Source organism: Microbacterium sp. NPDC028030, from assembly GCF_040637855.1.
GTDB lineage: Bacteria > Actinomycetota > Actinomycetes > Actinomycetales > Microbacteriaceae > Microbacterium.
In genome coordinates, this window is record NZ_JBEZXF010000003.1 from 449,626 (window position 1) to 473,015 (window position 23,390).

A 23,390-nucleotide genomic window follows, 5' to 3' on the forward strand; every position below is an offset into this window, starting at 1 on the left:
CGTCTCCCGCCTCACACCGCGAGACGGTAGACGCGTTCGTCTCCGCAGTGCGCGAATCCGGCTCGCGCCAGGATCGGTGCGGAAGTCGAGATCCGGCCTTTCACGAGGGCCGTCTTCGCACCCCAGGCCCTCCCCTGCCGCAGCCGCTCGGCGAGCACGGCACGGTAGGCGCCGCGGCCTCGTTCCGCCTCGAGGGTGGACGCTCCCCACAACCGCACGAATCCGCCTTCTACCGTGCATCCGCCGGTACTGACCGATCGACCGTCGATCCTCGCGAGCACGCGGCATCCGGTCTGCGCCGCCAGCGCCGTCGTCACCTCGGCGAGTTCTTCGCGCAGACCGTCGTCGTCGAGAGGCTGCTGCTTCCACACTGGCACGTTGACCCCGTCGAGGTCGCGCACCTGATCGAGCGTGCGCACGACCTCGACCGACACGTCGGACGGCACGTCGATCTCGATGTCGTCGAGGGACCGGGCGAACACCGCCACCGTGTCGACATGCTCCGCTCCCCGCCGGAGCATCTCCTCTTCGATGTCGGGACTGTCGGCAGCGCTCGTCCAGAAGGTGAACCGGGTCTCTCCCCAGGCCTTCGTCCGCGCCAGCGATCGATCGACCACCTCGACGGGATCGAGCGCCGAGTCCACCTGGGATCCCCGCACGCCGCCGCCGAACCTCGCGGGGTCTCGAACGAGCAGCAGCTCTTCCCGGATGTGCTCGCTGTCGCGCGGAAACCAGACCCAAGCGGCAGCTGCGCGGAGGATCTCTTCCGTGCTGTGCGCACGCCCGCTCATTCCGCTGCCCCCACCAGACGGGCGAAGGCGCTGAGCCGGGCGACGCCCTCCGGCGTGTACGGCAGGTCATCGAGCAGCGCGGGCGAGTGGATCAGATACGCGACGACCTGTGCGCGCGAGATCGCCACATTGAGCCGGTTCTGCAGCAGCAGGAACTCCGGACCCCGCGGGGCATCACGGCCGCTCGAGGCGGCGAGGGACGTGATCGAGACCACCGCCTCCTTGCCCTGGAAGTTGTCGACCGTGCCGACGGGGACATCGGGGAATCCCGCCGCGGCGAGCGCATCGAGCACCAGCTGGCGCTGTGCGTTGTACGGCGTGACGACGATGATGTCGGACTGCGCGAGTGGTCTGCTCGATGCGTCCCTGTCGTTGTCGGTGAACACGCGCCCGACGAGATCGCCCACGAGCCGCACCACTTCGGCCGCCTCTTCGGGTGACTGGGTGGCGTTGCCGCGGTGTCGGAGCGGCACGACGTGGAGACCCGGATCGATGCCGTCGATCGATCGGAGCTCGGTACCGGGGGCCGAGGCGAGCTGCCCGGCATAGGCGAGAGTGGACACGGGTGCCGCGACGAACGGGTGCATCCGCCACGAGCGCGCAAGGAAGTAGCCGTAGTCGGGGCGAACGACCGGATCGCCATCCATCACCCACCCGAGCGCCGAGGTGTCGACCGGCTCGGGATGCGCGCCCTGGCTCACCTGCGGGAGCTGCTGTGGATCGCCCAGCAGCAGGAGCCGCTTCGCTCCGGCGGCGACCGCGATGGTCGAAGCGAGGGAGAACTGGCCGGCTTCGTCGATCACGAGCAGGTCGAGGCCCGCGCGATCGACGCGCTGCGTGTTGCTGAAGTCCCACGCCGTGCCGCCGACCACCGCTCCCTCTCCCGCATGCTCGGCGAGGAAGGAAGCCATGCCGTTCTTCGGGATCGCCGTGTAGGGCGGATCGATGTCTGCGTCTTTGGGAGCCTTCCCCACCTGCGCGGGCGAGACGCCGTCGGCGACGACCCGGTCGAGGAGCGTCTCGATGATGGCGTGCGACTGCGCGACGACACCGACGGTGAAACCGTGTTCCCTGACGAGCCGCGCGATCACCCGCGATCCCGTGTAGGTCTTCCCGGTACCGGGAGGACCCTGCACGGCGAGGTAGCTCCGGTCGAGATCGAGGATCCCGCGCACGATCGCATCGATCGTGTCGTCGTCCGCCGCAGGAAGGCCGGAGCCGGACACCGTGCGCGGAGGGACGCGGCGGAGGATGTCGGTGGCGGGATCTTCGGGGAACTGCGGTGCAGCGGCATGGACGGCGTCGGCCCACTCGTCGATCGCGCCCTGGAGCGAGACCACCCGAGGAGGCGCCGCCGGTGTGAGGGCGAGCGGCAGCTCATCCCACGTCTGACCCTGGATCGCCGATTCGGTGACGAGATAGCCGTCGTCGAGGACTTCGGTCACCGTGACCGTGTGGGGCACGTGCACAGCGCGCGACGGCACCTCGGTGTCGAACGGCGCGGGGACCGCATAGAGCGCGAACGGCTGGGATCCCGCACCGAGCGTGGTGCCCGGAGAGACCTCACCGCGGATCTCGAGGTCGCGGGACATCACCCGGCGCCCCTCGCCGACGCTCCAATCGCGACGGACGGCCGAGGTGGGCGCATCGATGCGCACCACATCGCGCGTGCCGTCCCACATCGTCACCGGTTCGCGCAGACGCTGGAAGTGCGAGACCCAGAAGCTCTTCGCCTCTCGAGGGAAATAGTCGATGGCGGCGGCCGCGATGCGGTGCACGAGCCCGTCGCCACCTGCCTCGACGGCACGCTCCGCATCGGCGAGCAGGGCGACCGAACGGGGCGACGGCTCGTAGATCACTTCATCGGCATCGTCGGGCGGCGCGGGCGTCACGCCCTTCTCCCTGGCGATGTCGATGAGCCAGTTGCGCAGGCGTCGCGTCGACACGCAGTCGTAGCGGTTGTAGTCGGCGAGGTCGGCCAGCACCGCATCCGCCTCGGCTCGTTCCCCCGCCGCCGCGAGCTCCCGCGCCGCGACGTACTGCACGATCGAGTCGTCGCCCTTCTGCACATCGCTGGTGCGTACGTCTTCCCCCATGTAGAGCGGCTCGAGCTTCTTGATCGAGTAGGACCGCGAACCGACGCGGACCGTGCGCAGAACCAGCGGATACAGGTCGACGAACACGCCTTCTCGCAGCAGCCGGTCGACCTCTCCCTCACGGACTCCATGACGCGCCGCCATCGCCACGAGGTGCGAGGTCTCGTACGGCGCGTAGTGATAGATGTGCATGCCGGGGTGCGCCACCCTGCGGGCGTTCACGAAGTCGAGGAAGGTCTCGAGCGCACGCTTCTCGTCGGCGAAGGTGTGCGCCCACAGCGCCGAGTACTGGTCGGCGTTGTCGACCCACCCGAACAGGTAGTCGATCCCCCAGTGCGCCTCGCCCTCCGGCGCTGACTCGGTGTAGAGGGGATCGCCCTCGAAGTCGAAGAAGATGTCGCCGTGGCTGGGCAGCGGAAGGGTGTGGATCGCCTGTGCGTAGTGCACCTCGTAGGTCGGGACTCCCTCGAGGTCGGCCCGCACCTGGAGACGCGCCTGTGCCCGAAGCGTCTCGAACGTGTCGACGTTCATCCCTACCGGCGCCTCGGTGGCATCGGCAAGTCGATCGATCGTCTCGATGCCGGACGCCCGCAGTCGTGCACGCTGCACCGGACGCATCCGCGCCACCATCAGCAGGTCGCGATGAGCGATCACCTGCTCTTCGCAGGTCGCGCACCGCCCGCACGCCACGATCTGCAGATCGCCTCGGTCGTCACCCCAGGCGAGCGGTGCTCCCGTCGCCCCGTCGCCGATGCTCCTGTCGGCGATGAGCGCGCGCAGTCGTGCGCGCCGTACCTGGAACAGCGGCAGGAGGTCGTCGACCGCGTGCGTGCTGAGCGTTCCGTCGCCGAGGATCAGGTCGACCTCGTCGGACCGGGGGATGCCGAGGCGGTCGAGCTGGTCGACGTATGCCGCCAACTGCATGAGCGCGGTCACCCGCGCCTTGCGGGCGAGCTTCGAGTCCTGGACCCTCCAGCGCCCCTCGGCGTCCTTGCGCAGGAAATCCGCGAACCCGACGAACTCATCGGTCGCGAACGCCGCCTGGAACACCACCAGGGCATCCGAGCGCAGAGCCGCCACCGTCTCGTCGATCGCGGCGGCCAGTGCCTCTGCGTCGACCGAGGAGACCTTCTCGACGCGGTGGACTCTGCCGTCACCGAGGTCGTCGATATACCGCGCCAGCACGTTCTGCTCGTGCACGTCTCCGAGCTCCGCCGCCCGCTTCAGGGTCGCGTCTTCGGGTTCCTCGACAGCAGGCACCCGACCCAGCTTCGCGTCGATCGCCCGGCACCACGCGAACTCGCACTCGGCGGCCGCCTTGAGGTCGCTCGCGCTCCAGATGACGCGCTGCGCCTGAGTGTCGATCCGCACGATGCTCCCGTTCTGTCGGATGCTTCGACACTATCCGCGGCATCCGACACGGGCGAAGCCGGGCACCCCCGGCGTGTGCGGGCGGTCAGCGCCACCAGGTGTCGTCAGGGGTCACCGGGAGGTGTCTCTTGTGCTGGGTCGCGAGGTACCTCGACTCGATCCGGCCGGCGACGTCGGGTTCCACCGTGCGCCCTTCCAGGAAGTCGTCGATCTGCTCGTACGTGAGCCCCAGTTCGTCCTCGTCCGCACGGCCCGGCTGCCCGTCGAGCAGGTCGGCCGTCGGCACCTTGAAGGCGAGCCGGTCCGGCGCGTCGAGGAACTGCAGCAGCGACCGGCCCTGCCGCTTGGTGAGCCCGGACAGCGGGAGGATGTCGGCCGCACCATCGCCGAACTTGGTGTAGAAGCCCGTGACGGCCTCGGCGGCGTGGTCGGTGCCGATCACGAGCAGACCGTCGTGGCCGGCGAGCGCGTACTGCGTGACCATGCGCACGCGCGCCTTGATGTTGCCCCGGCTGAAGTCGCTGATGTCGCTCGTGACCGCGAACTCGATGTCTTCCTCGACGCCGTCCACCCCGTTCTGGATGTTGACCTCGACCGAGGAGTCCGGCGCGATGAACTCGAGGGCGGCGGCAGCATCCGCAGCGTCGTGCTGCACGCGATACGGCAGCCGCACGGCGAGGAACTTCGCTTCGCCGCCTTCGGCTCGCACCCGTTCGACGGCGAGCTGGGCGAGGCGTCCGGCGAGCGTCGAGTCCTGCCCGCCGGAGATGCCGAGCACGAACCCCTTCGCACCGGTCGTGCGAAGGTAGTCGGCGAGGAATCCGATACGCCGATCGACTTCGGCTTCGGGATCGATCTCGGGCTTGACGCCGAGGTCTTCGGAGATCTGCTGTTGCAACGACATGTGGTCCTCCGGTCTTGTCTTCGAATCAGTATCGCCCCTGCGTGTTACGCCCGGGTCACGCCGCGGCGTTCGGATGCTTCTGCCAGTCGCGGCCTGAGAGAATGAGGCAGTGAAACTCCTGCTCGCCGCACTCGCATCCGAACTGTCCGCATTCCCCGAGGAGCTCGCGGGCTTCGACCGTCTCGTCACCGGACCGGGCAAGCTGCAGGCGACGTACGCTCTCACCCGCGCCCTCGACGCCAACGTATACGACGAGATCGTCGTCGTGGGAACCGCGGGAGCCATCGATCCCGAGCTCGAGGCCACGGTGCACGAGGTCGGCGCCGCCTTCCAGCACGACGTCACAGACCTCGACGGCATCTCCGGGCAGCATGTCTCCCTCCCCGCGCGCGTGTCGACCGGGCGCGACGGCGTTCTGATCGCGACGGGCGATCACTTCGTGGAGGACGCCGAGATCACGGCTGTCATCCGCCCGTCCGGCGCGGCGCTCGTCGACATGGAGACCTACGCCTACATCTGGGTCGCTGAGCAGTTCGATGTGCCGATCCGCGTGTTCCGTGCCGTGTCCGACCAGGCGGAGGACGGCGCACTCACCGACTGGCGCGAAGCCGTCGCCCGCTGCAGTGTGCAGCTTCGCGAGGTCATCCGTACCGAGTACGGCGTCTGAACCGGATCGTCCCTGGTCGCCCGCGTCAGCGAGCCTCGATCACGCTGGGCCCGTTGGGCAGTGCCCGCACGGTGAGCTGCGCGGGGATCTGCTCCTGCATGGCCTCGACGTGACTGATCACGCCCACCGTACGGCCGCCCTGACGAAGTTCGTCGAGCGTGCGCATGGCCACGTCGAGCGTGTCGCCGTCGAGCGAGCCGAAACCCTCGTCGATGAAGAGGGTGTCCAGTCGGATGCCGCCAGCTCGCGCCGTGACCACCTCGGCGAGGCCGAGCGCCAGAGCGAGCGAGGTGAGGAAGGTCTCGCCCCCTGACAGCGACTGCGGCGGTCGGGTCTGGCCCGTGAAGGCGTCGGCGACCACGATCCCGAGACCGGACGCGGCACCGCGAGCGGCGAGGGCGTCGGAGTGCTGCAGCTGGTAGCGTCCCGACGACATGTCGTGCAGTCGACGATTGGCCGCCTCGACGATCTCTTCGAGCTCGGCAGCGAGCACGAACGTCTCCAGCGTCATCTTGCGGGTGTTGGCGCCCCGACCCGCGATCGTGTCTGCGAGGTTCTGCAGCACTTCGAACCCCGCCAGGTCGTCGGCGGCACGAGCGTGCTCCGCCGACGCCGAATCGATCAGCCCCGAGAGCCGCTCTGCGGTGACTCCCGCACGGGCGGCCTCATCGACCGCGCTGGTCCAGAGAACGCGCGCCGCGGCAGCTGCCTGTTCGACGGGGGTGAGGTCGATCGGGTCTTCCGGAAGAGTACGCAGTTCCAGGTCGAACAGGATGGCTCGCTCCTTCTCCCGCTGCACGGCGTGCTGAGTGATGCGTGCATCGAGAGCTCCCTGCATGGACGCCGTCCGCAGGGCCTGTTCGACGGCCGTGACGCTGTCGAACACCGTGTCGGCCAGCGCCGCATCCCGTTCGGCTTCCGCCGACGCGAGCGCCTGCCTTCGTCTGGCCGTCTCGGCGATCGCCTCCACGAGGGCATCGGCAGCCTCGATCGCGACCGCCGCGTCGTCGAGTCGCGCCCTGACGGAAGGGAACGAGCCTCGGGCCTCGGCGATCACCGCCTGCGCGTCGGCGTTCCGCTGCAGCAGCACGGCGTGAGCCTCTCGCTCAGCCGCCAGGTGGGCAGCAGCCTCCGCACGCTCCGTCTCGAGATCGTCGGCTCGGGAGAGGAGCGTCGCCAGCCGCGTGTCCAACGCCACGACTTCTTCCGCAGCGGCACGGCTCTGCGCGTGCGCGGCGACCGCCTCGGCGAACTCCGCCTCGGCCTGCTCGACGGTCCGCCCGTCCGAGCGCGCATCGGCTCCCGCGCGCTCGGCACGCAGCGCGGATGACGCGGCGACGAGCTCACGCTCGCGCTGCGCCGCAGCATCGCGCACCACCTCCGCGGCCTCGACGTCTTCGCGCGAGACCGGATCGGAATGCGTGGCGGGCGCGGGATGCTCGAGCGAGCCGCAGACCGGGCATGCGGCGTCCGGCACGAGACGAGAGGCGAGCTCGCCCGCCATACCGTCGGCGCGCCGCTGCCTGAGCTGCGCGAGAGCCGTCTGCGCCTGAGCGTGAAGCGCCGAGGCCTCGACGACCTGCGCGTCGGCAGCGGCCTCCTCTCGGCGGAGCCGTTGCACCTCGCGCGCGGCGGCACGACGGGCATCCGCCGCATCGAGCGCCGCGCGCAGATCGCCTTCACGGTCGGCGACGCGCCGCGCCTGATCCCGCTGAGCCGTGAGTGCCGCCATCGCCTCCGGCAACGACGCGCGTTCGCGTTCCCCGCTCTCGACGCGGGCCGTCGCCACCTCGACCGCTGCCGCCGCGGTCGCCAGCTCTTCTGCGAGACCCGCCTCCTGCTCTTCGAGCGCGCAGGCGCGTTCCCAGGCACCGGTCTCCTTCGTGCGAGCCGCCACCCATTCTTCGAGCGCGCCCGCCTCGAGATCGCCCTCCTCGCTGTCACCACCGACCGTGATGTCGAACGCGTTCCACGCGGCCCACGCGGCCTGTTCGGTCTCGACGGCCGTCTGGTACTCGGCGTGTGCTCTGGCGGCTGTGGCGACGGTGGAACGCAGGGCCTCCGCTGCGCGCGCCGCCGCGAGTTCCGCGCGGGCGGCATCGATCTCGGGGGTCTCCGCATCCAGACGCTCGAGAGCGGCCCTGGCGCGGTCGCGCTCGCGCTGGGCGTGTTGCTCTTCCCGCGTCGCCGCGAGCACGGCGTCGGCGGCGTTCGACCGATTCTCTGCCTCCGCCTGCTCGGAAGCCCGGCGCTCGGCGCGATAGTCGGCACGGGCCTTCGCACGCGTCAGCGCGGCGAGACGGTCGTCGACGGAGGAGGCACCCGCCCGCTCTCCGGTCGCCCCCGTGACGTCATCGTCCTGCTCCCCCGCCAGTCCCTCCCTGGCCACGAGGCGCTCGGCTTCGTCGACACGGGCCTCGACCGTGGCGAGTCGAGCGCTGAGTCCCTGTTCGGCAACCCTGCGCCGCTCGTCGAACCGGGCCTGCACGTCTTCGAACCGCTGCGTGCCGAACAGACGGCGCAACAGGGCTTGGCGGTCTCTGCTCCCGGCGAGAAGGAACTCGGAGAAACGGTTCTGGGCGAGCAGGATCACCTGGAGGAACTGCTCCCGGCTGAGCTGGAGGATCTCGTCGAGCTCGTTCCCGACGTCGACGGCCCGCGCTGCCCGCCCGACCCAGCCGTCACCTCTCCACTCGTCGAGGGCGACGGCCGACGCCTGTTTCGTCATGCCGCCGCCGCGCTTCGCCGGACGCAGATATTCGGGCGAACGTGTCACCCGGAACCGACCGGAAGGGGTGCTGAACTCGACCACCACCTCGGAGAGATCGTCGGGCTCGCAGTGGTCACTCCGAAGCCGCTTCTCCCCGCCGTCGTAGCGCGGCACGCCCCCGTAGAGCCCGAAGCACACGGCGTCGAGAATGCTCGACTTCCCTGCGCCGGTGCGCCCCGCGATCAGGAAGATGCCGTCGTCGGCGAACGCATCGAAATCGACGACCTGCCGCGACCGGAAGGGACCGAACCCCTCGACCTCCAAGCGGTGGAGACGCATCTAGACGAGGGCCTCGGCGCGCACCCGCTCATCGAGCACGTCACGGATCAGTTCCTGCTCCGTCGGGCTGGGTCCGTGCCCCGCTCGCACATGTTCGAGGAAGGCTTCGATGCGGTCGGCGTCGGTGACCGCCGTGCGAAGCCTCTGCACATACGACCGCTGCTCCGCTTCGGCGACCGCATCGGGCTGATGCTGCACCATCGCGCAGTAGGGGTAGCTTTCGCGCAGACGACGCATCGGCTCGGTCTGCGGCACGGCATCGGTGTAGATCGCGCAGACCCAGTCCTCTGCGTGCTCGGCCACGGACGCGGACGACAGGATCTCGTCGAGCGGACCCGTGAGCGTCACGAGCCGACGCGGCACGGGCAGGTCGAGCCACGCGACGGACGCGAGCCCGTTCGCGTCGAGGTCGACGAGCCACGATCCGCGAGGCTTGCTCTGCTCTCCGAAGCTGTAGTGCAGGGGGGCGCCCGCGTAGCGCACCCGATCGCTGAGTTGCTGTCGTCCGTGGATGTGCCCGAGTGCGACATAGTCGGGGCCGTCGAAGACGCTCAGCGGCACGAGATCGAGCCCGCCCTGACGCACCTCCCGTTCGAGCCCGACCGTGGCGTCGACACCCTGGGCGAAGCAGTGGGCGATCGCGACCGAGCGCCCCTGATGTGTGCACATTCCGGCGCGTACGAGGTCCATCGCGTGGGCCATGGTCTGCGCCTGGGTGCGCAGCGGTCGCCCGGCACCGTCGCCTTCGGGCCAGTGCTGTCGAACGATCGCGGGCTCGAGGTACGGGATCCCGAAGAAGTGCACGGGTCCGTCGGCGTCGACGATCGTGACGGGCACCCCGACCGCCGAGGGGTCGGTCAGCACGTGGATACCCTCACGCAGGAGGCGAGCCTGGAAGCCGAGGCGGGCAGCGGAGTCGTGATTGCCGCTCGTCACGATGACGCGGGCGCCGGTGTCGTGCAGTGCGACGAGAGCATCTCCGAGCAGGGTGTATGCCGGGCCGGAGGGCGTCGCGGAATCGAACACGTCTCCTGCCACGACGACGACGTCGACGGCGTTCTCGCGAACCTGCTCTGTCAGCGCTCCGAGCACCTCGGCCAGCGCATCCATGGTCGAGTTGCCATGGAACGTCCGGCCGATGTGCCAGTCGGAGGTGTGCAGGATTCGCATACTCACACGGTACGAAGGACCTCGGACATTCCACGCGAGGCGTGCCGTGCCCGACGTTCACGGGCTGCGGAGGAGGCGGAAGGTCCCCTGACCCACCCTCGTCGCGACGACCGGCACGTGGTGATGCGAGATGCTCCGTGCACCTTCACCTGTGCGGCGTGCGGGGCTGCGCGATGCGAGATCAGGGCTGCCCTCCGCCCGACAGGGCCGGAATTGCCCCTCCGGCTGGGGTTGTGCCCGCTCCTTCGCGACTACCGACTCCCGCTCTCCTCCTCGAGGTCGTTCGACCAGTTCGCCTGCTGGATCCGGTTGTCGAGCTCGCGCAGCTCCTGCGCGACCGCGTCCGCCCGCACACGCAACTGCGCCACCGGGAGTGCCGAGACCTGCCGCAGCTCCGAGCGCATCTGGCGCAGGTACTGGTCGTTCGACCCTGATGCGGCCGCCGCAGCATCCGTCAGCACCGAGTGCCGGAGGCGCAGCACGTCACGCGCCGCCAGAGCGTCGGTCATCGTGCCGTCGATGCCGAGGTCGAGGCGTGCGTTCGTGGCGTTGATGCGGCGGATGAGGTGCTGAAGATCGGCCAGCGCGGTGTCCGCCTCGCCGATCAGGGTCGCGGCGTCCTCCGCCGGCTCCTCCCCCTCCTGGTAACGCGCATTCGCGACGATGCGCGCTCGCAGCTGCTCGATGCGGCGCTGCAGGTCCGCTCGTGCGGCAAGGGCTTCGGCGAGTCTCATGCACACATCATTGCAAACGCGGCGCGTAACAGTACGTCATACGGCGGGAGTCAGCGATGGCGCAGCAGGTGCGCGTGTTCAGGGTGGGCGGAGAACCAGTCGGAGACGTACCAGCACACCGCGTCGACCTTGCGATCACCGCGTTCGAGGATGTCGGCCACCGCACCCTCGACGACCGTGCCCGCGTAGCCGTTCCCGCGGAAAGTCGGGATCGTGAAGGCTCTGGTGAGAGCGATCGTGCTGCCGTCGTCCCGGTAGTCGAGCACGCTCACGAGTTTGCCGTCGCGCGTGAGGGTGTAGCGCGACGCGTCTTTCTCGTCGGTCAGGATGAAGCCGCCGACGGTATGCGAGATCGTCATTCGACCCACGTTACGCCCGCTGCGGCCGCCCGGGCGTTTTGACATGGGCCGTCATGATCGGACATAATCCCCCCATGACCACCAACGCACGCCCTTTGTCCGCCCAGGAGGCGAACGGGACTGCCGGGATGATGATGCCCGGTCGCGTTGGCATGTGTTGCCGAATGTGTCGCTGAACGAACAGCCACCCCGCCTGACCTGAACTTCTCGCCATCTGCGAGGTCAGAGTCACCGAGCATCCACCCTTGCTCGCTTCCCGGCTCCGCCGGTCATTCACGCAACGCATCAGAGCCCCGCTCGATCCGGGCTCACGTCCTGAGGACCACATCATCATGTCGAACACCGCACTTCTCGAGCGTCCCGCCACCACCGCCGCGATCCGCACCCAGCCGGATCCCGCCCCTCTCGCCGCCACCACGGCCGATCTCCCCGCCGTCCGCTCGCCTCGCGGCTTCGCCCTCTACGTCGGACTCGACGAGATCAAGGCCGCGGAAGCCGGAGTCAGCCTCCCCCTCCTCGTCGACGCTCTGCGGCGCACACTCGCCGAGCTCGCACCGGGCGCCGAGACGCACGCCACGGTCGCCCTCGCACCGCACGGCTCGGGCGGCCGTGACCTCGACGTCGTCCGCCTCGCTCTGCAGGAGCCGGGCGCCATCGCCCGCACGAAGGCCGCGGCCGAAGACGACACGGTCGAGGAGGAGACGGGCGTCACCGTCGACATCTCCCGCAAGCGCGTCCTCATCGACGGCGAGTCCGCCGCCTTCACCTACAAGGAGTTCGAGCTGCTGCAGTACCTCGTGCTCCGCGAGGGCCGCACCATCGAGCGCAGCGAACTGGTCTCCGCGCTCTGGCAGGCACAGGACGACGAGACCCCTGGCGAGCGCACGATCGACGTGCACGTGCGTCGCCTGCGCGCCAAGCTCGGGCGCTACGAGGACATCGTCCGGACGGTGCGCGGCATCGGCTACCGGTTCGACAGGCACGCCGACGTCGTCATCCGCTACGGACACGGAACCCCCTCGCCCGACCGCTTCTGAGCGCGACCCGGAGGCCCGTGTCAGGGCCGGAGCGTAGGGTGGGCGCATGACCCTGACAGCGGACTCCGCCGCGGCCGATGCCGTCGACGCAGACCTCCGCAGGGACACCGTCTACCGCCCTCCGCACGACCTCGATCTGCTCCGCACCGTCGGGATGCTCCGCCGCGGCAGGAACGATCCCACGATGATCATCGACGGACCGGTCATCTGGCGTGCTCTGCGCACCCCGCTCGGGCCGGCGAGTCTGGCGCTCCGACTCGTCGGCGGAGAGGTGCGGGCGACGGCCTGGGGTACCGGCGCGGAGCACGCACTCGCACGTGTACCGGCACTCTGCGGCGCCGACGATGACGACGACGGCTTCGACGCCTCCCGTCATCCGCTCATCGCCGAGGCAGGCCGACGAAATCCAGGGCTGCGCCTCACCCGCACCGACGAGGTGTTCGACGCGCTGGCCTGCGCGATCATCGAGCAGAAGGTCACCGGGATGCAGGCCTTCGGCGCGTGGCGTTGGCTGGTCTCCCGCTACGGCGAGCGCGCGCCGGGTCCGACCCCTCGACCCCTGTTCGCACCCCCGTCCGCCGAGCATTGGCGGCGCATCCCCTCCTGGGCATGGCACCGCGCCGGTGTCGAGCCACCCCAGTCCCGCACGATCGTGCGGGCGGCCGAACGCGGCGACCGCATCGCCCGTGCCGTGCAGGCGGTCACCTCTGGAGCCGACCGCGACCGCGTGCTCACGAGCCTGCCCGGCGTGGGTGTGTGGACGTCGGCCGAGACCCGCATCCGGGCGCTCGGCGATCCTGATGCCGTGAGCGTCGGCGACTATCACCTCGCACACGAGGTGGGGTACGCGCTCGCAGGAAAGCGCACCGATGACGCAGGGATGCTAGAACTCCTCGCGCCCTGGGCGGGGCACCGTCAGCGCGTCGTGCGTCTCATCTTCGCGAGCGGCGTGCACGAGCCTCGACGGGGTCCGCGTCTCGCACCCGAGGACCATCGCGACCGCTGAGACCGCCGCCTATGCTGGGGCCATGTCCCGTACCGCTCTGCGCCTCTCGATCACCGTCGGCCTCCTCATCGTCGGCGTCGTGGTCGGGCTGATCTTCCAGAACGTATGGCTCGGCGTGCTCCTCGCCGCGATCGTCTGGTTGGGCTGGTTCCTGGGATACGAGTCGCGCCGCGGCAACAACGCCGGTGTCAACGACGAAGACCACGGCATCGAGCTCTGAGCGACCGCGCTCAGTAGTACACGGCCAGAGGTCCTGACGGTCCGTCGACCACGCGGACAGGGGTCTCGAAAACCCGGGTGAGGACGTCGTCGGTCATGATCGCGGCGGGTGAGCCGAACTCCACGACCGCTCCGTCCTTCATGGCGCAGATGTGATCGGCGTAGTGCCCCGCGAAGTTGATGTCGTGCAGCACGATGACGATCGTGCGGCCGAGTTCCTCCGCCGCGCGCCGCAGGTGCTTCATCATCTGCACGGCATGCCGCATGTCGAGGTTGTTCAGCGGCTCGTCGAGCAGCACGAACTCGGTGTCCTGGGCGAGAACCATCGCGACGTACGCGCGTTGACGCTGTCCACCCGAGAGCTCATCGAGGTATCGACTCTCCAGCGCACCCAGATCGAGGAAGTCGATGGCGCTGCTGATGATCTCCTCGTCCGCACGGGTCAACCGGCCCTTCGAGTGCGGGAAGCGCCCGAAGCCGACGAGCTGACGAACCGTGAGCCTCGTGACGAAGTGATTCTCCTGCCGCAGGATCGACACGACCTTCGCCAGGTCCTTCGACTTCGTGGAGGCGACATCGAGTCCGGCGATCTCGATCGCTCCGGCATCCATCCCGTTCAGGCGTCCGATCATGGTCAGCAGGGTCGACTTGCCTGCACCGTTCGGCCCGATGAGCGCCGAGATGCCGCCCGCGGGGATCTCGAGGTCGACGGGACCGATCCCGACCTCGCTGCTGTAGTCACGGCGGACGCCGTCGAGTGCGATCACAGCCTGCCCTTTCTGAGGATGACGATGAGGAAGACGGTGCCTCCCACGAGCTCGATCAGGATCGACACCATGCCCTGCGCATAGAACACGTTCTTCATGACGAAGTACGCCCCGGCGAGGATGGTGAAGGCGGTGAGCGCGGCGACGGGGAAGATCAGTCGATGGTCGTGCGTGTCGGCGAACTGGTACGCGAGCGTCGCGACGAGGAACCCGAGGAACGTCATCGGTCCGACCAGAGCCGTCGACGTCGCCATCAGCACCGCGACGAGGAACAGCACGACGAAGAGCTCGCGCCGATGGTCGAGCCCGAGCGACCGTGCGGCGTCCGGGCCGAGGGCCATGAGGTTCAGCCGTCGCGCCCGCATCCACAGCAGCGCGGACGCCGCCACGACGAGGGGGATGGCCAGCGGGAGGTACGACGCATCGGCGTTGGAGACGTTGCCGAAGAGGCGCGCGGCCAGCACGTCGAACTCGCTCGGGGTGAGCAGGCGCTGCATGAAGGTGGCGACGGCGCCGAGCCCGCCGCCGATCACGATTCCGACGAGGAGCATGATCTGGAGGTTGCCGTATCGCCCTGACAGCAGCCATCCGTACAACGCGACCGCGAGCCCGACCATGATGGCGACCTGGATCGCGAACTCCCCCACTCCCTGGATGGCGACGAGACCGGCGATCCCGAACAGGTACACGGTCGATGTCTGCACGACCCGGTAGAGCGACTCGAAACCCATGATCGACGGGGTGATGATGCGGTTGTTCGTGACCGTCTGGAAGCTCACGGTGGCGATCGCCTGGGCCACCGCGACGAGCGCCATGACCATGACGTCGGTCGCGCGATGCTGCGCGATGCGCCAGAACCCCGGTGTTCCGACGGGCATCGGGTTGCCCCACGCGAGGAGCCCGAAACCCGATCCGACCGACAGCACGACCAGGATCCCGAGCACGATCGCGTACCGACGGCGGGCTCGCGGTGCCGTGAACGAGCCGGCGGAACGCACCGGAGCGCTCACGGTCGGGGAAGTCGCCGTGCCGCTAGCCACGTCGACGCTGCCTGAGCAGGAGGAGCACGAACACGACCGCGCCGACGACCCCGAGGATCAGCGAGACGGGCACCTCGAACGGCATGATGATCGTGCGCCCGATGATGTCGCACACCGTGACGATGGCGATGCCGAGCAGACACACCCAGGGCAGGTTGCTGCGCAGGTCGTCACCGCGCACCATCGAGACGATGTTCGGCACGATCAGTCCGAGGAAGGGCAGATTGCCGACGACGACCGTCACCACGCCGGTCGTCACCGCGATCAGGACCGTACCGAGCAGGATGATCCGGTTGTAATTCACGCCGACGTTGGTGGCGATCTCCTCGCCGAGGCCGGCGATCGTCAACCGGTCGGCCACGATGAACACGATCACCCCGATGATCGCGACGATCCACAGCATCTCGTACTGCCCGCGCATCACCGAGGTGAAGCTCCCGGCGAACCACACGCCGAGGACCTGCAGCGAGTTCGTGGCGAGCGCGATGTAGGTCGACAGCGCGCCGACGACCGCGCCGAGCATGATGCCGACGATCGGGACGATCAGCGACGACTTGAGGGCGACCCGGCGGAGGAAGGCGAAGAACACCATCGTGCCGATGAAGGCGGCGATCACGGCACCCGCCATGCGCAGCGGGAGAGACGGCTGCGGCACGAGGATCATCACTGCGAGAAGGCCGAGCCCTGCCCACTCCGTCGTCCCGGTGGTGGTCGGCTCGACGAAGCGGTTCTGTGTGAGCAGCTGCATCACCAGTCCCGCCATCGCCATGGACGCTCCCGCGAGCACCAGCGCGATCGTGCGCGGGACACGGGTGATCTGGAACATCTGTGCGCCGTCTTCGGCGCCTGCGATGTCGTACACGCCGGTGAACAGCGAGATGACGAGGAGGACGGCGACGACGAGCACGCCGATGAGCAGTTTCACGTCGAAGAGCCGCCCGGCGTGGCGGGGCGGCGCAGTGATATCGGTGGTGACCATGATGACGGTGCGGCGGCATCCGGATCAGCCGGATGCCGCCGCGAGACCTCAGTTCCCGCTCTTCTCGAGGGCGTCGGCGAAGTCGTTGAGGAACGTCGTGTACGTCTGGATGCCCTCGTTCAGGTAGGTGTCGGTGGGCATGTAGACGATCTGCTCGTCCTGCACCGCCGTCACTCCCGCGAGCGCCTCGGAGCTCTCGAGGATCTCCGCGGCCTGCACGTAGTCGGGGGTCTCGGCGGCGAACACGGCGTCGCGGTCGAGCACGAGGATCCAGTCAGGGTTCGACGACGCGATGGCCTCGACCGAGATCTCGTCACCCTGGTGGTCGTCGCTGGCGTCATCGACTTCGAGGGCCGGAGTGAGGCCGAGGATGTCGTAGATCGGTCCGAGCGAGCGGCCGACGGTCGGCGCGAGGTAGCCGATCTCGCCGCCGGAGGTGTTCACGGCCATCACGGTGTCGGCGTCGTCGTACGCCGCCTTGGCGCGCTCGACCGCGGCGTCGAAGTCGTCGACCAGCTTCGCGGCCTCGTCCTGCTTGCCGAAGATCTCGCCGAGGACGGTGACCTGGCGCTTGAGCTCCTCGTCGAAGGGCTCGCCCTCGCGCGGCTCGAGGTCGATGATCGTGGCCTCGGGCACGAGGTCGGCGATCGCGGCGTTGTGCTGGGTGAATCGCTGACCGCTGATGATCAGGTCGGGCTCGACCGCGACGACAGCCTCGAGGTTCGGCTCGCTGTGCAGTCCGATGTCGACGATCTTCTCGTCCTCCGCATACGAGACTGTCTCCGGCATGAGCGCCACAGCGCCGGCCGAGAGCTCGACGCCCCAGTCCGAGAGCGTCTGGAACGTGCGGTTGTCGAGGGCGACGACGGACGCGGGCGGGGTGTCGATCTCGTGCGTGCCCGTGTTGTCCTCGATCGTGACGGAGCCGGCCGCCGGTTCGGTCTCCTCCGGTTCCGCCGTGCTGCCGGAGGCGCAGCCGGCGAGGGCGAGAAGTCCGACGAGCGCGACGCTCGTAGCGGTGAGGGTTCTGGGCACGGACATGGAGAGACTCCTGTTCTGCGGGATCGTCGCGCACACGAAGGGCGCCGGGAACGAAGTTAGGGTGACCTGACCTCGCTTCGATTAGGTTAGCCTTACTTTATGAGCGATACGAAATCCGGTTTCTCGATCGAGCGTCACGGCCTCGAGCTGCGCTTCCGCAACGTCACCCTGAGCGCACGCGAATGGTTGGCCCCGGACTTCGTGCGCGTCCGCCTGACCGGCAGCGACCTCGCCGGCTTCGACTCCCTCGGCTCCGACGACCACATGCGGCTCTTCTTCCCCGACGGCCCAGTCGGCTCGGTGGAGGAGCTGCGCTCCGCACCGAGCCGCGAATACACCCCGCTCGCCTGGGGCGAGGATTGGCTGGACGTCGAGTTCGCCGTCCACGGCGACCAGGGCGTGGCGGCTCCCTGGGCGGCGACAGCACCGCTCGGCTCGGCGATCGGCATCGGCGGACCTCGGGGGTCCGCGGTCCTCGTCGGCGAGCCCGGCTCCTGGCTGCTGGTGGGCGATGAGACCGCGATCCCTGCGATCCGCCGGTTCGCCGCGCTGATCCCCGCAGGCACTCCCGCCCGCATCGTGGTGGAGACGGTGAACCAGGGCCGCGAGTTCGACATCGAGGCGCCTGTCGAGATCGAGTGGCTGCACCGCGGCCGCGCACCCTCCGGCTCCTCTCTCATCGCCTTCCTCGAGACCCTGACCGCCGATGACACCGTCGGCTCCGACCCCTTCGTGTTCATCGCCGCCGAGCAGTCGATCGTCAAGCCGGGTCGGGCGCTGCTCGAGCGCTGGGGTGTCGACACCGCGAAGGCCGTCGTGAAGGGCTACTGGAAGCGCGGCGAAGCCGAGCACCACGCCCCGCACTAGTGCGAGGTCCGCCGCCCCTGGAAGACTGACGGGATGGCACTCCTCGATCATCTGGGCATCACCGTCGCCGACCTCGAGCGCGGACGCACGCAGTTCCATCCCGTCCTCACGGCGCTCGGATACGTGAGCGGTGGCGAAGACGACCACTCCCTCTCGTGGAACAACGGCGAAGAGACCGAGATCATCCTGTACACCTGGGATGACGACGGGTCCCCGCACCGCCACGGCCGCGTCGGCTGGCAGCACATCGCCTTCGCCGTGCCCTCCCGCGACGAGGTCGATCGCCTGCACGCGCTCGCGATCGAAGCAGGCTGGACGGCGGTCAGGGAGCCGAAGGAGTACCCGCGCTACTCGGAGCGCTACTACGCGTCGTTCGTGGAAGACGCCGACGGCATCCGGATCGAGTTCATGTACAACCCGCCGCGCGACAGCGCTTGACTCCCGGGCGTGTCGCACCCTAGGGTGGCAAAGCTGCGCCGAACGGCCAGCACGCCAGCCGAGGAGCCGACGGATGACCGCCCAGCGGAATCTTCCCATCGCAGCGGTGTTGCAGCTTCAGCCGAAGCGCAATGACCGCTACGAGTCGTACCCTCCGGCGCGCGCCGTGTGACAGCATCCGCTCTCGCAACGCCCCGCACCGTCAGGTCCGGGGCGTTTTCCGTTGGAGGCCCCTGACCTTTTGGCTGGACACCACCACAAGGAAAGGAATCATGGAGAGGCTCTCCGCACGGCTGCTGTCGTGGGCGTCGATGATCGACGAGAAGACACTCGATCAGGCGTACACCACGGCTCGCATGCCGTTCATCCACCCGCACCTGGCACTGATGCCGGATGCCCACCTCGGCAAGGGGGCGACGGTCGGCTCGGTCATCCCGACGCTCGGCGCCATCATCCCGGCCGCTGTCGGCGTCGACATCGGCTGCGGCATGATCGCCGTCCGCACGCAGTTCACGAGGAGCGACCTCGACGGCCGCGAGCTCGCCGAGCTCCGGGAGCAGATCGAGCGCGCCATCCCGCTGTCGGCCGGCCGGTACAACCGCAAGGTCGTGGCCACGGCCGAGCCGCGCATCGCCGAGCTCGAGCAGCTGGCAGAGACGAACGGTTTCGACCCCGCGCAGTACGCCGGGAACTGGCGCCTGCAGCTGGGCACGTTGGGATCCGGGAACCACTTCATCGAGGTGTCGGTGGACGAGCTCGACCGGGTCTGGCTGTTCCTGCACTCGGGTTCGCGGGGTGTCGGCAACAAGATCGCCGGCCACCACATCTCCGTCGCCCAGCGGCTGGCGAAGCAGTGGTGGATCGACCTCCCCGACCCCGACCTGGCGTACCTGGTCGAGGGCACACCGGAGTTCACCCGCTACATCCGCGAGCTGCGGTGGGCGCAGCGGTTCGCGCTGCTGAACCGGGAGGAGATGATGGACCGGGTCGTGCGCCAGGTGTCGGAGTTCCTCGGCACCGCGGTCGACGAGCAGGAACGCATCAACTGCCATCACAACTTCACCGAGTCGGAGAAGCACTACGGCAAGCAGGTCTGGGTGTCCCGCAAGGGCGCCATCCAGGCGGATGCCGGGCGACCGGGACTCATCCCGGGGTCGATGGGTACCGCCTCGTACGTGGTCGAGGGGCTCGGCGACCCGCAGTCGCTGAACTCCTCCCCGCACGGCGCGGGGCGGGAGTACTCCCGGTCGGCCGCCAGGCGGGCGTTCACGCATGACCAGCTACGTGCGGCCATGGTCGGGATCGAGTTCCGAGACACGGATGCCTTCGTCGATGAGATCCCGCAGGCGTACAAGCCCATCGACCAGGTGATGGCGGATGCCGCGAGCCTGGTGACGATCCGGCACACGCTGCGGCAGCTCGTCAACGTGAAGGGCGATTGAGCAGGACCGGGTGACGGAGCAGTCCGTCGCCCGGTCTTCTCCTGCTCGGTGCGTGGAATCGACAGGCTCTCCACAATCCTCGTACGACCGATATCCTCGCGGCTCGCGCTCTGGCAGGCTGGCCGGATCGATGCGACGATGAGGAAGTGGGATTCATGAACGATGCGCAGATCTGGACGATGATCGGGGCCTTCGTCACGCTGATGTTCGGGACCCTGACCCTCGTCTCGACGCTGTTCATCCGAGTGCTCCGCACGGAGATCGGCGGACTCCGCACCGAGATGAACGGCCAGATCGGCGGACTCCGCACCGAGATGAACGGTCAGATCGACGGATTGCGCACCGAGATGAACGCGCGCTTCGATACCGTGAACACCCGCATTGACGGACTCGACCGGGATGTGCAGGCGATCATGAAGCGCACCTTCGGACTCGATCGCGACTGAGGAATCCCGAAGGCCGCCCGCGCGGACGGTCTTCGTCGCGTCGACGGGAATCAGACCACGGGGGCGATCTCGGCGTCGACGGTGCGGTCCGTGAACGCGGTCTTGGGGACGAACACCAGGATCACGGCCGCGGCCAGCGCGGTCGCTCCGCACACGATCCAGACGGTGAAGTACCCGGCGAGCGAGCCGGCCGTCCCCTCGGCACCCCCTGCCGCACTCGCGACCCCGTGCAGCAGTGCGATGCCGAAGACACACGAGGCGATCGCCCCGCCGACGGTCTTCACGGAATTCGTGAGTCCGGTCGCGACGCCGGTCTGCGAGGCGGGTGCGGCGGACGCGGCCGCCGCAGGGAGCGCCGCTACGAGCGCGCCGGAGCCGAGCCCCACGACGACCATGTTCGTGATGACCTGACCGTAGGCGTCATGGAACGGCAGGAAGAGCAGGAACCCGACACCCACGAGCACGGATGCGCCCATCAGGGTCAGGCGGGGCGAGAACCTTCGTGCGATCACGGGGAACAGGAGTGCCCCGGCGATCATCGCGACGAGATACACCCCGATGATCAGGGAGGTCGCGAAGCCGCTGGTTCCCAGACCATAGCCGTAGACGCTCGGGTCGGTGCGCGCGAACGTCGACAGCGGAGCCTGTGCTCCGAGCACACTGACCCCGAAGAGACCGGCGGTCAGGAACACCGGACCGAGGGCGGGAGAGCGGAACATCCGTACGTCGATCAGCGGGTCGTCGCAGCGCAGCTCCCACCGCACGAAAGGGACCACGAGCAGGACGCCGAGCACCACGACCGCCCACGACCACGGGTTGACCAGACCGCCCTCGAGGCGCAGCAGGCTCAGACCGCCCGTGAAGCAGAGCAGTGCGAGAGAGATCAGCACCAGTCCGACGGTGTCGAAGACGCCTCCTGTGGGCTCGGGCGACTCCGTCACGCCGAAGAGGATCACGAAGAAGCACACCACGATGAGCACGGCGGGGATCAGCAGCACGACTGTGAGAGGCAGCACGTCGATGAGCGCTCCGCCGACGAGGGCACCGATGATCGCGCCGGCTTCGAGCGCCGCGACCAGGAGCCCCGCCGCCTTGGCCGTGATCGAGGAACGCCCCTCCATCCGCCGCGACCGCGACCAGATCAGGGCGATCTCCAGCGGCAGCCACACCACGTAGAAGCCCATGAGCGCCCAGGCCGCGAGGAACACCGCGAAGGAGTCGGTGAAGGGCAGGACCAGGGCGGCGGCGGCGGTGACGGCCGTCGAGATGAGCAGCATCCGCTTGTGGCCGACCATGTCGCCGAGCTTCGCGAACGCCGGTACCACGAGCGCGGACAGCATGAGCTGCGTGCCCTCGAGCCAGTTCACGTCTGCGTCGTGGATACCGAGATGCCGTGCGATGTCGCTGAGCATGGGTGTGTAGTAGCCCTGCAGCACGCCGCTCGTGAACTCCACGAAGGCGAGGAAGCCGACGACGACGGCGAGGGTCCCCAGGGTGCGGGTGCGCGTCATCGCGTCTCCTGCTTCTCGTTCGGGTCCTCCAGCGGGCGGCGGGAGGCGGCTGAGATCACCCTAGCCGTTCGAGGAGCGTGCGATGGAACCGCTCCCCCCGCTCCAGGGCCGCGATCTCGACACTCTCGTCGACGCCGTGGATCGAGGCACGCTGCGCGTTGGACATGTCCAGCGGGGCGAAGCGGTAGACGGCCGGCGCGAAGCGATGGAAATGGCGCGAGTCGGTGGCCGCCATCATCACGTACGGCACGGCGGGGACGCCGGGATGGGAGACCTCCAGCGCAGCCGCGAGCAGGGCGAACTGGGCGTTGTCGGTCGACGACTCGGGCGACGGCTCACTCGCCTCGACGACCTCGACCTGCACGAGCGGGTCACGGATCCGGCGGCGCAGGCGGTACACGGCCTGCTGCGTCGTGTCTCCCAGCGCGATGCGCAGATTCACGGTGGCGGTCGCCTGCGAGGGCAGCACGTTCGCCGCGGTTCCGCCGGACTGCATGGTAGGCGCGACCGTCGTGCGCACCAGCGCCGCGGGCTCGCCGCCGAGGGCGGCGAACACCTGCGAGGTGAGCGGCCGCACCGAGGCCAGGAGCCGGAGCAGGTGTCGCGCAGAACCCGGCGTCTGCGCCGCGAGCTGCGACAGCATCCGCAGGACCGCGTTCGATGCCCGCGGACGGAACGTCGTTGGTCCGAGCCGGTCGACGGCCCTGGCGATGCGACGGACGGCGGTGAGCGACGGCGGAGCGGAAGCGTGTCCGCCCTCGCCGCGCGCCGAGAGCCGCACCGTCATCACGCCCTTCTCGCCGACGCCGATCATCGCGGCGCGGCCCGGCACGAACGGGAGCGGCGCATCCACGACCGCGCCGCCCTCGTCGACGACCAGCCACGGCACGATGCCGCGGTCGTGCAGCACCCGTGCGATCTCCTCTGCGGCCCTGCCGTAGGTCTCCTCGTTGCCGCCGAAGGAGAGGTACACGTCGCGGGCGGGCACGAATCCATCCGCCAGGAGGTTCTCCACCGCTTCGAGCACGACGATCAGCGGCCCCTTGTCGTCCAGGGCGCCGCGACCGTACACCGAGCCGTCAGCGACCACCCCGTCGAACGGCGGATGCGTCCATGAATCGCTCTCGTCGACCGGGACGACGTCGTAATGGGCCATCAGCACCACAGGCCCTCCGTCGGCCGCGCCGGAGCCCGCCCAGTGGAAGAGCAGACCGAACTCGGTGTGGCGTTCGAGGGTGAGCCCCTCGTGCACGAGGGGATAGAGCTCGGCGATCAGCGCGACGAACTCCTCGAACGGCGCGGAGCCGCGCTGCTCGAGCTCCGCCGAGACCGTCGGGATCCGGATCATCTGCGAAAGACGCTCGGCGATGCCGGGGCGTACGGTCGTGGGGGTCACAGTCGTCATCGTAGCGAGGGCGTCCGGGGAGAGGGCCGACCCGTCGCGTCGCCCGTCATC

At 68.9% G+C, this 23,390-nt stretch carries 21 protein-coding genes; 8 read left to right on the plus strand and 13 right to left on the minus strand.

Translation table 11 applies throughout. The features are described 5' to 3' along the window. Nucleotides 1-11 precede the first annotated feature (11 nt). The 3 genes from AB0E56_RS16660 to nadE form a co-directional block, all read right to left on the minus strand. Complete coding sequence (locus tag AB0E56_RS16660; protein ID WP_359800856.1) at nucleotides 12-791, minus strand: hypothetical protein; 780 nt, start codon at nucleotides 789-791, stop codon at nucleotides 12-14. Further along, nucleotides 788-4,258 (minus strand): TM0106 family RecB-like putative nuclease, encoded by a 3,471-nt coding sequence (locus tag AB0E56_RS16665; protein WP_359800859.1) that lies wholly within the window; start codon nucleotides 4,256-4,258, stop codon nucleotides 788-790. Before AB0E56_RS16665 ends, AB0E56_RS16660 begins: the two co-directional genes overlap by 4 nt. 85 nt (nucleotides 4,259-4,343) lie before the next feature. Beyond that, nucleotides 4,344-5,162, minus strand: a complete 819-nt coding sequence (nadE, locus tag AB0E56_RS16670; RefSeq protein WP_359800860.1) for an ammonia-dependent NAD(+) synthetase — start codon at nucleotides 5,160-5,162, stop codon at nucleotides 4,344-4,346. Between the two features lie 109 nt (nucleotides 5,163-5,271). Between nadE and AB0E56_RS16675 the strand changes: the two genes are divergently transcribed. Further along, nucleotides 5,272-5,829, plus strand: coding sequence for a nucleoside phosphorylase (locus tag AB0E56_RS16675; protein ID WP_359800863.1), 558 nt, complete (start codon nucleotides 5,272-5,274; stop codon nucleotides 5,827-5,829). A gap of 25 nt (nucleotides 5,830-5,854) precedes the next feature. On the opposite strand, the gene AB0E56_RS16680 is transcribed toward AB0E56_RS16675, so the two are convergent. The 4 genes from AB0E56_RS16680 to AB0E56_RS16695 all read right to left on the minus strand — a co-directional run bounded on the left by AB0E56_RS16680 (nucleotide 5,855) and on the right by AB0E56_RS16695 (nucleotide 11,141). After that, nucleotides 5,855-8,878 (minus strand): SMC family ATPase, encoded by a 3,024-nt coding sequence (locus AB0E56_RS16680; RefSeq protein WP_359800865.1) that lies wholly within the window; start codon nucleotides 8,876-8,878, stop codon nucleotides 5,855-5,857. Continuing rightward, the gene (locus AB0E56_RS16685) at nucleotides 8,879-10,048 is read right to left on the minus strand and encodes an exonuclease SbcCD subunit D (RefSeq protein ID WP_359800866.1); all 1,170 of its coding nucleotides are present in this window, start codon (nucleotides 10,046-10,048) and stop codon (nucleotides 8,879-8,881) included. A 251-nt stretch (nucleotides 10,049-10,299) separates the two neighbouring features. Further along, on the minus strand, nucleotides 10,300-10,782 hold the full coding sequence (locus tag AB0E56_RS16690; RefSeq protein WP_359800868.1) for a DIP1984 family protein: 483 nt from the start codon (nucleotides 10,780-10,782) through the stop codon (nucleotides 10,300-10,302). 50 nt (nucleotides 10,783-10,832) lie between these two features. Continuing rightward, nucleotides 10,833-11,141, minus strand: coding sequence for a GNAT family N-acetyltransferase (locus AB0E56_RS16695; RefSeq protein ID WP_359800870.1), 309 nt, complete (start codon nucleotides 11,139-11,141; stop codon nucleotides 10,833-10,835). A 332-nt stretch (nucleotides 11,142-11,473) separates the two neighbouring features. Between AB0E56_RS16695 and AB0E56_RS16700 the strand changes: the two genes are divergently transcribed. Genes AB0E56_RS16700 through AB0E56_RS16710 form a run of 3 tightly spaced genes read left to right on the plus strand, consistent with a single transcriptional unit; the run spans nucleotide 11,474 to nucleotide 13,404 of the window. Then, the gene (locus AB0E56_RS16700) at nucleotides 11,474-12,178 is read left to right on the plus strand and encodes a winged helix-turn-helix domain-containing protein (RefSeq protein WP_359800872.1); all 705 of its coding nucleotides are present in this window, start codon (nucleotides 11,474-11,476) and stop codon (nucleotides 12,176-12,178) included. A 46-nt stretch (nucleotides 12,179-12,224) separates the two neighbouring features. Beyond that, nucleotides 12,225-13,184 (plus strand): DNA-3-methyladenine glycosylase 2 family protein, encoded by a 960-nt coding sequence (locus AB0E56_RS16705; RefSeq protein WP_359800874.1) that lies wholly within the window; start codon nucleotides 12,225-12,227, stop codon nucleotides 13,182-13,184. 22 nt (nucleotides 13,185-13,206) lie between these two features. Further along, nucleotides 13,207-13,404: a hypothetical protein gene (locus tag AB0E56_RS16710; protein WP_359800876.1), complete on the plus strand. Its 198-nt coding sequence runs from the start codon at nucleotides 13,207-13,209 to the stop codon at nucleotides 13,402-13,404. Nucleotides 13,405-13,414: 10 nt separating this feature from the next. On the opposite strand, the gene AB0E56_RS16715 is transcribed toward AB0E56_RS16710, so the two are convergent. The 4 genes from AB0E56_RS16715 to AB0E56_RS16730 are packed head-to-tail and all read right to left on the minus strand — an operon-like array spanning nucleotide 13,415 to nucleotide 17,230. Beyond that, on the minus strand, nucleotides 13,415-14,170 hold the full coding sequence (locus AB0E56_RS16715; protein ID WP_359800877.1) for an ATP-binding cassette domain-containing protein: 756 nt from the start codon (nucleotides 14,168-14,170) through the stop codon (nucleotides 13,415-13,417). Then, nucleotides 14,167-15,180, minus strand: a complete 1,014-nt coding sequence (locus AB0E56_RS16720) for an iron chelate uptake ABC transporter family permease subunit (protein ID WP_359800879.1) — start codon at nucleotides 15,178-15,180, stop codon at nucleotides 14,167-14,169. The genes AB0E56_RS16715 and AB0E56_RS16720 overlap by 4 nt, the downstream gene beginning before the upstream one ends. A 22-nt stretch (nucleotides 15,181-15,202) precedes the next feature. Further along, nucleotides 15,203-16,189: an iron chelate uptake ABC transporter family permease subunit gene (locus AB0E56_RS16725; RefSeq protein WP_359800880.1), complete on the minus strand. Its 987-nt coding sequence runs from the start codon at nucleotides 16,187-16,189 to the stop codon at nucleotides 15,203-15,205. 48 nt (nucleotides 16,190-16,237) lie between these two features. Beyond that, nucleotides 16,238-17,230 (minus strand): ABC transporter substrate-binding protein, encoded by a 993-nt coding sequence (locus AB0E56_RS16730; protein WP_359800881.1) that lies wholly within the window; start codon nucleotides 17,228-17,230, stop codon nucleotides 16,238-16,240. A gap of 99 nt (nucleotides 17,231-17,329) precedes the next feature. Here AB0E56_RS16730 and AB0E56_RS16735 point away from each other — a divergent pair, with 99 nt between their 5' ends. The 4 genes from AB0E56_RS16735 (at nucleotide 17,330) to AB0E56_RS16750 (ending at nucleotide 20,423) form a co-directional block, all read left to right on the plus strand. Continuing rightward, nucleotides 17,330-18,097 carry a siderophore-interacting protein gene (locus AB0E56_RS16735; protein ID WP_359800882.1) on the plus strand — a complete coding sequence of 256 codons (768 nt, stop codon included), beginning with the start codon at nucleotides 17,330-17,332 and terminating at the stop codon, nucleotides 18,095-18,097. Between the two features lie 33 nt (nucleotides 18,098-18,130). Beyond that, nucleotides 18,131-18,535, plus strand: coding sequence for a VOC family protein (locus tag AB0E56_RS16740; protein ID WP_359800885.1), 405 nt, complete (start codon nucleotides 18,131-18,133; stop codon nucleotides 18,533-18,535). Between the two features lie 272 nt (nucleotides 18,536-18,807). Then, nucleotides 18,808-19,977: an RtcB family protein gene (locus AB0E56_RS16745; protein ID WP_359800886.1), complete on the plus strand. Its 1,170-nt coding sequence runs from the start codon at nucleotides 18,808-18,810 to the stop codon at nucleotides 19,975-19,977. Nucleotides 19,978-20,132: 155 nt separating this feature from the next. Further along, on the plus strand, nucleotides 20,133-20,423 hold the full coding sequence (locus tag AB0E56_RS16750) for a hypothetical protein (protein WP_183151968.1): 291 nt from the start codon (nucleotides 20,133-20,135) through the stop codon (nucleotides 20,421-20,423). 50 nt (nucleotides 20,424-20,473) lie between these two features. On the opposite strand, the gene AB0E56_RS16755 is transcribed toward AB0E56_RS16750, so the two are convergent. Both AB0E56_RS16755 and AB0E56_RS16760 read right to left on the minus strand, forming a co-directional pair. Further along, nucleotides 20,474-21,934 carry an MFS transporter gene (locus AB0E56_RS16755; RefSeq protein ID WP_359800888.1) on the minus strand — a complete coding sequence of 487 codons (1,461 nt, stop codon included), beginning with the start codon at nucleotides 21,932-21,934 and terminating at the stop codon, nucleotides 20,474-20,476. Between the two features lie 55 nt (nucleotides 21,935-21,989). After that, the gene (locus AB0E56_RS16760) at nucleotides 21,990-23,339 is read right to left on the minus strand and encodes a M20/M25/M40 family metallo-hydrolase (RefSeq protein ID WP_359800889.1); all 1,350 of its coding nucleotides are present in this window, start codon (nucleotides 23,337-23,339) and stop codon (nucleotides 21,990-21,992) included. Nucleotides 23,340-23,390 lie beyond the last annotated feature (51 nt).

Bases quoted from the DNA above. Each gene is read 5' to 3' on its own strand.
- AB0E56_RS16740 (WP_359800885.1), top strand. From the start codon at position 18,131: ATGGCACTCCTCGATCATCTGGGCATCACCGTCGCCGACCTCGAGCGC.
- AB0E56_RS16755 (WP_359800888.1), bottom strand. From the start codon at position 21,934: ATGACGCGCACCCGCACCCTGGGGACCCTCGCCGTCGTCGTCGGCTTC.
- AB0E56_RS16660 (WP_359800856.1), bottom strand. From the start codon at position 791: ATGAGCGGGCGTGCGCACAGCACGGAAGAGATCCTCCGCGCAGCTGCC.
- AB0E56_RS16705 (WP_359800874.1), top strand. From the start codon at position 12,225: ATGACCCTGACAGCGGACTCCGCCGCGGCCGATGCCGTCGACGCAGAC.
- nadE (WP_359800860.1), bottom strand. From the start codon at position 5,162: ATGTCGTTGCAACAGCAGATCTCCGAAGACCTCGGCGTCAAGCCCGAG.
- AB0E56_RS16725 (WP_359800880.1), bottom strand. From the start codon at position 16,189: ATGGTCACCACCGATATCACTGCGCCGCCCCGCCACGCCGGGCGGCTC.
- AB0E56_RS16695 (WP_359800870.1), bottom strand. From the start codon at position 11,141: ATGACGATCTCGCATACCGTCGGCGGCTTCATCCTGACCGACGAGAAA.
- AB0E56_RS16680 (WP_359800865.1), bottom strand. From the start codon at position 8,878: ATGCGTCTCCACCGCTTGGAGGTCGAGGGGTTCGGTCCCTTCCGGTCG.
- AB0E56_RS16745 (WP_359800886.1), top strand. From the start codon at position 18,808: ATGGAGAGGCTCTCCGCACGGCTGCTGTCGTGGGCGTCGATGATCGAC.
- AB0E56_RS16735 (WP_359800882.1), top strand. From the start codon at position 17,330: ATGAGCGATACGAAATCCGGTTTCTCGATCGAGCGTCACGGCCTCGAG.
- AB0E56_RS16750 (WP_183151968.1), top strand. From the start codon at position 20,133: ATGAACGATGCGCAGATCTGGACGATGATCGGGGCCTTCGTCACGCTG.
- AB0E56_RS16710 (WP_359800876.1), top strand. From the start codon at position 13,207: ATGTCCCGTACCGCTCTGCGCCTCTCGATCACCGTCGGCCTCCTCATC.
- AB0E56_RS16760 (WP_359800889.1), bottom strand. From the start codon at position 23,339: ATGACGACTGTGACCCCCACGACCGTACGCCCCGGCATCGCCGAGCGT.
- AB0E56_RS16730 (WP_359800881.1), bottom strand. From the start codon at position 17,230: ATGTCCGTGCCCAGAACCCTCACCGCTACGAGCGTCGCGCTCGTCGGA.
- AB0E56_RS16690 (WP_359800868.1), bottom strand. From the start codon at position 10,782: ATGAGACTCGCCGAAGCCCTTGCCGCACGAGCGGACCTGCAGCGCCGC.
- AB0E56_RS16685 (WP_359800866.1), bottom strand. From the start codon at position 10,048: ATGCGAATCCTGCACACCTCCGACTGGCACATCGGCCGGACGTTCCAT.
- AB0E56_RS16700 (WP_359800872.1), top strand. From the start codon at position 11,474: ATGTCGAACACCGCACTTCTCGAGCGTCCCGCCACCACCGCCGCGATC.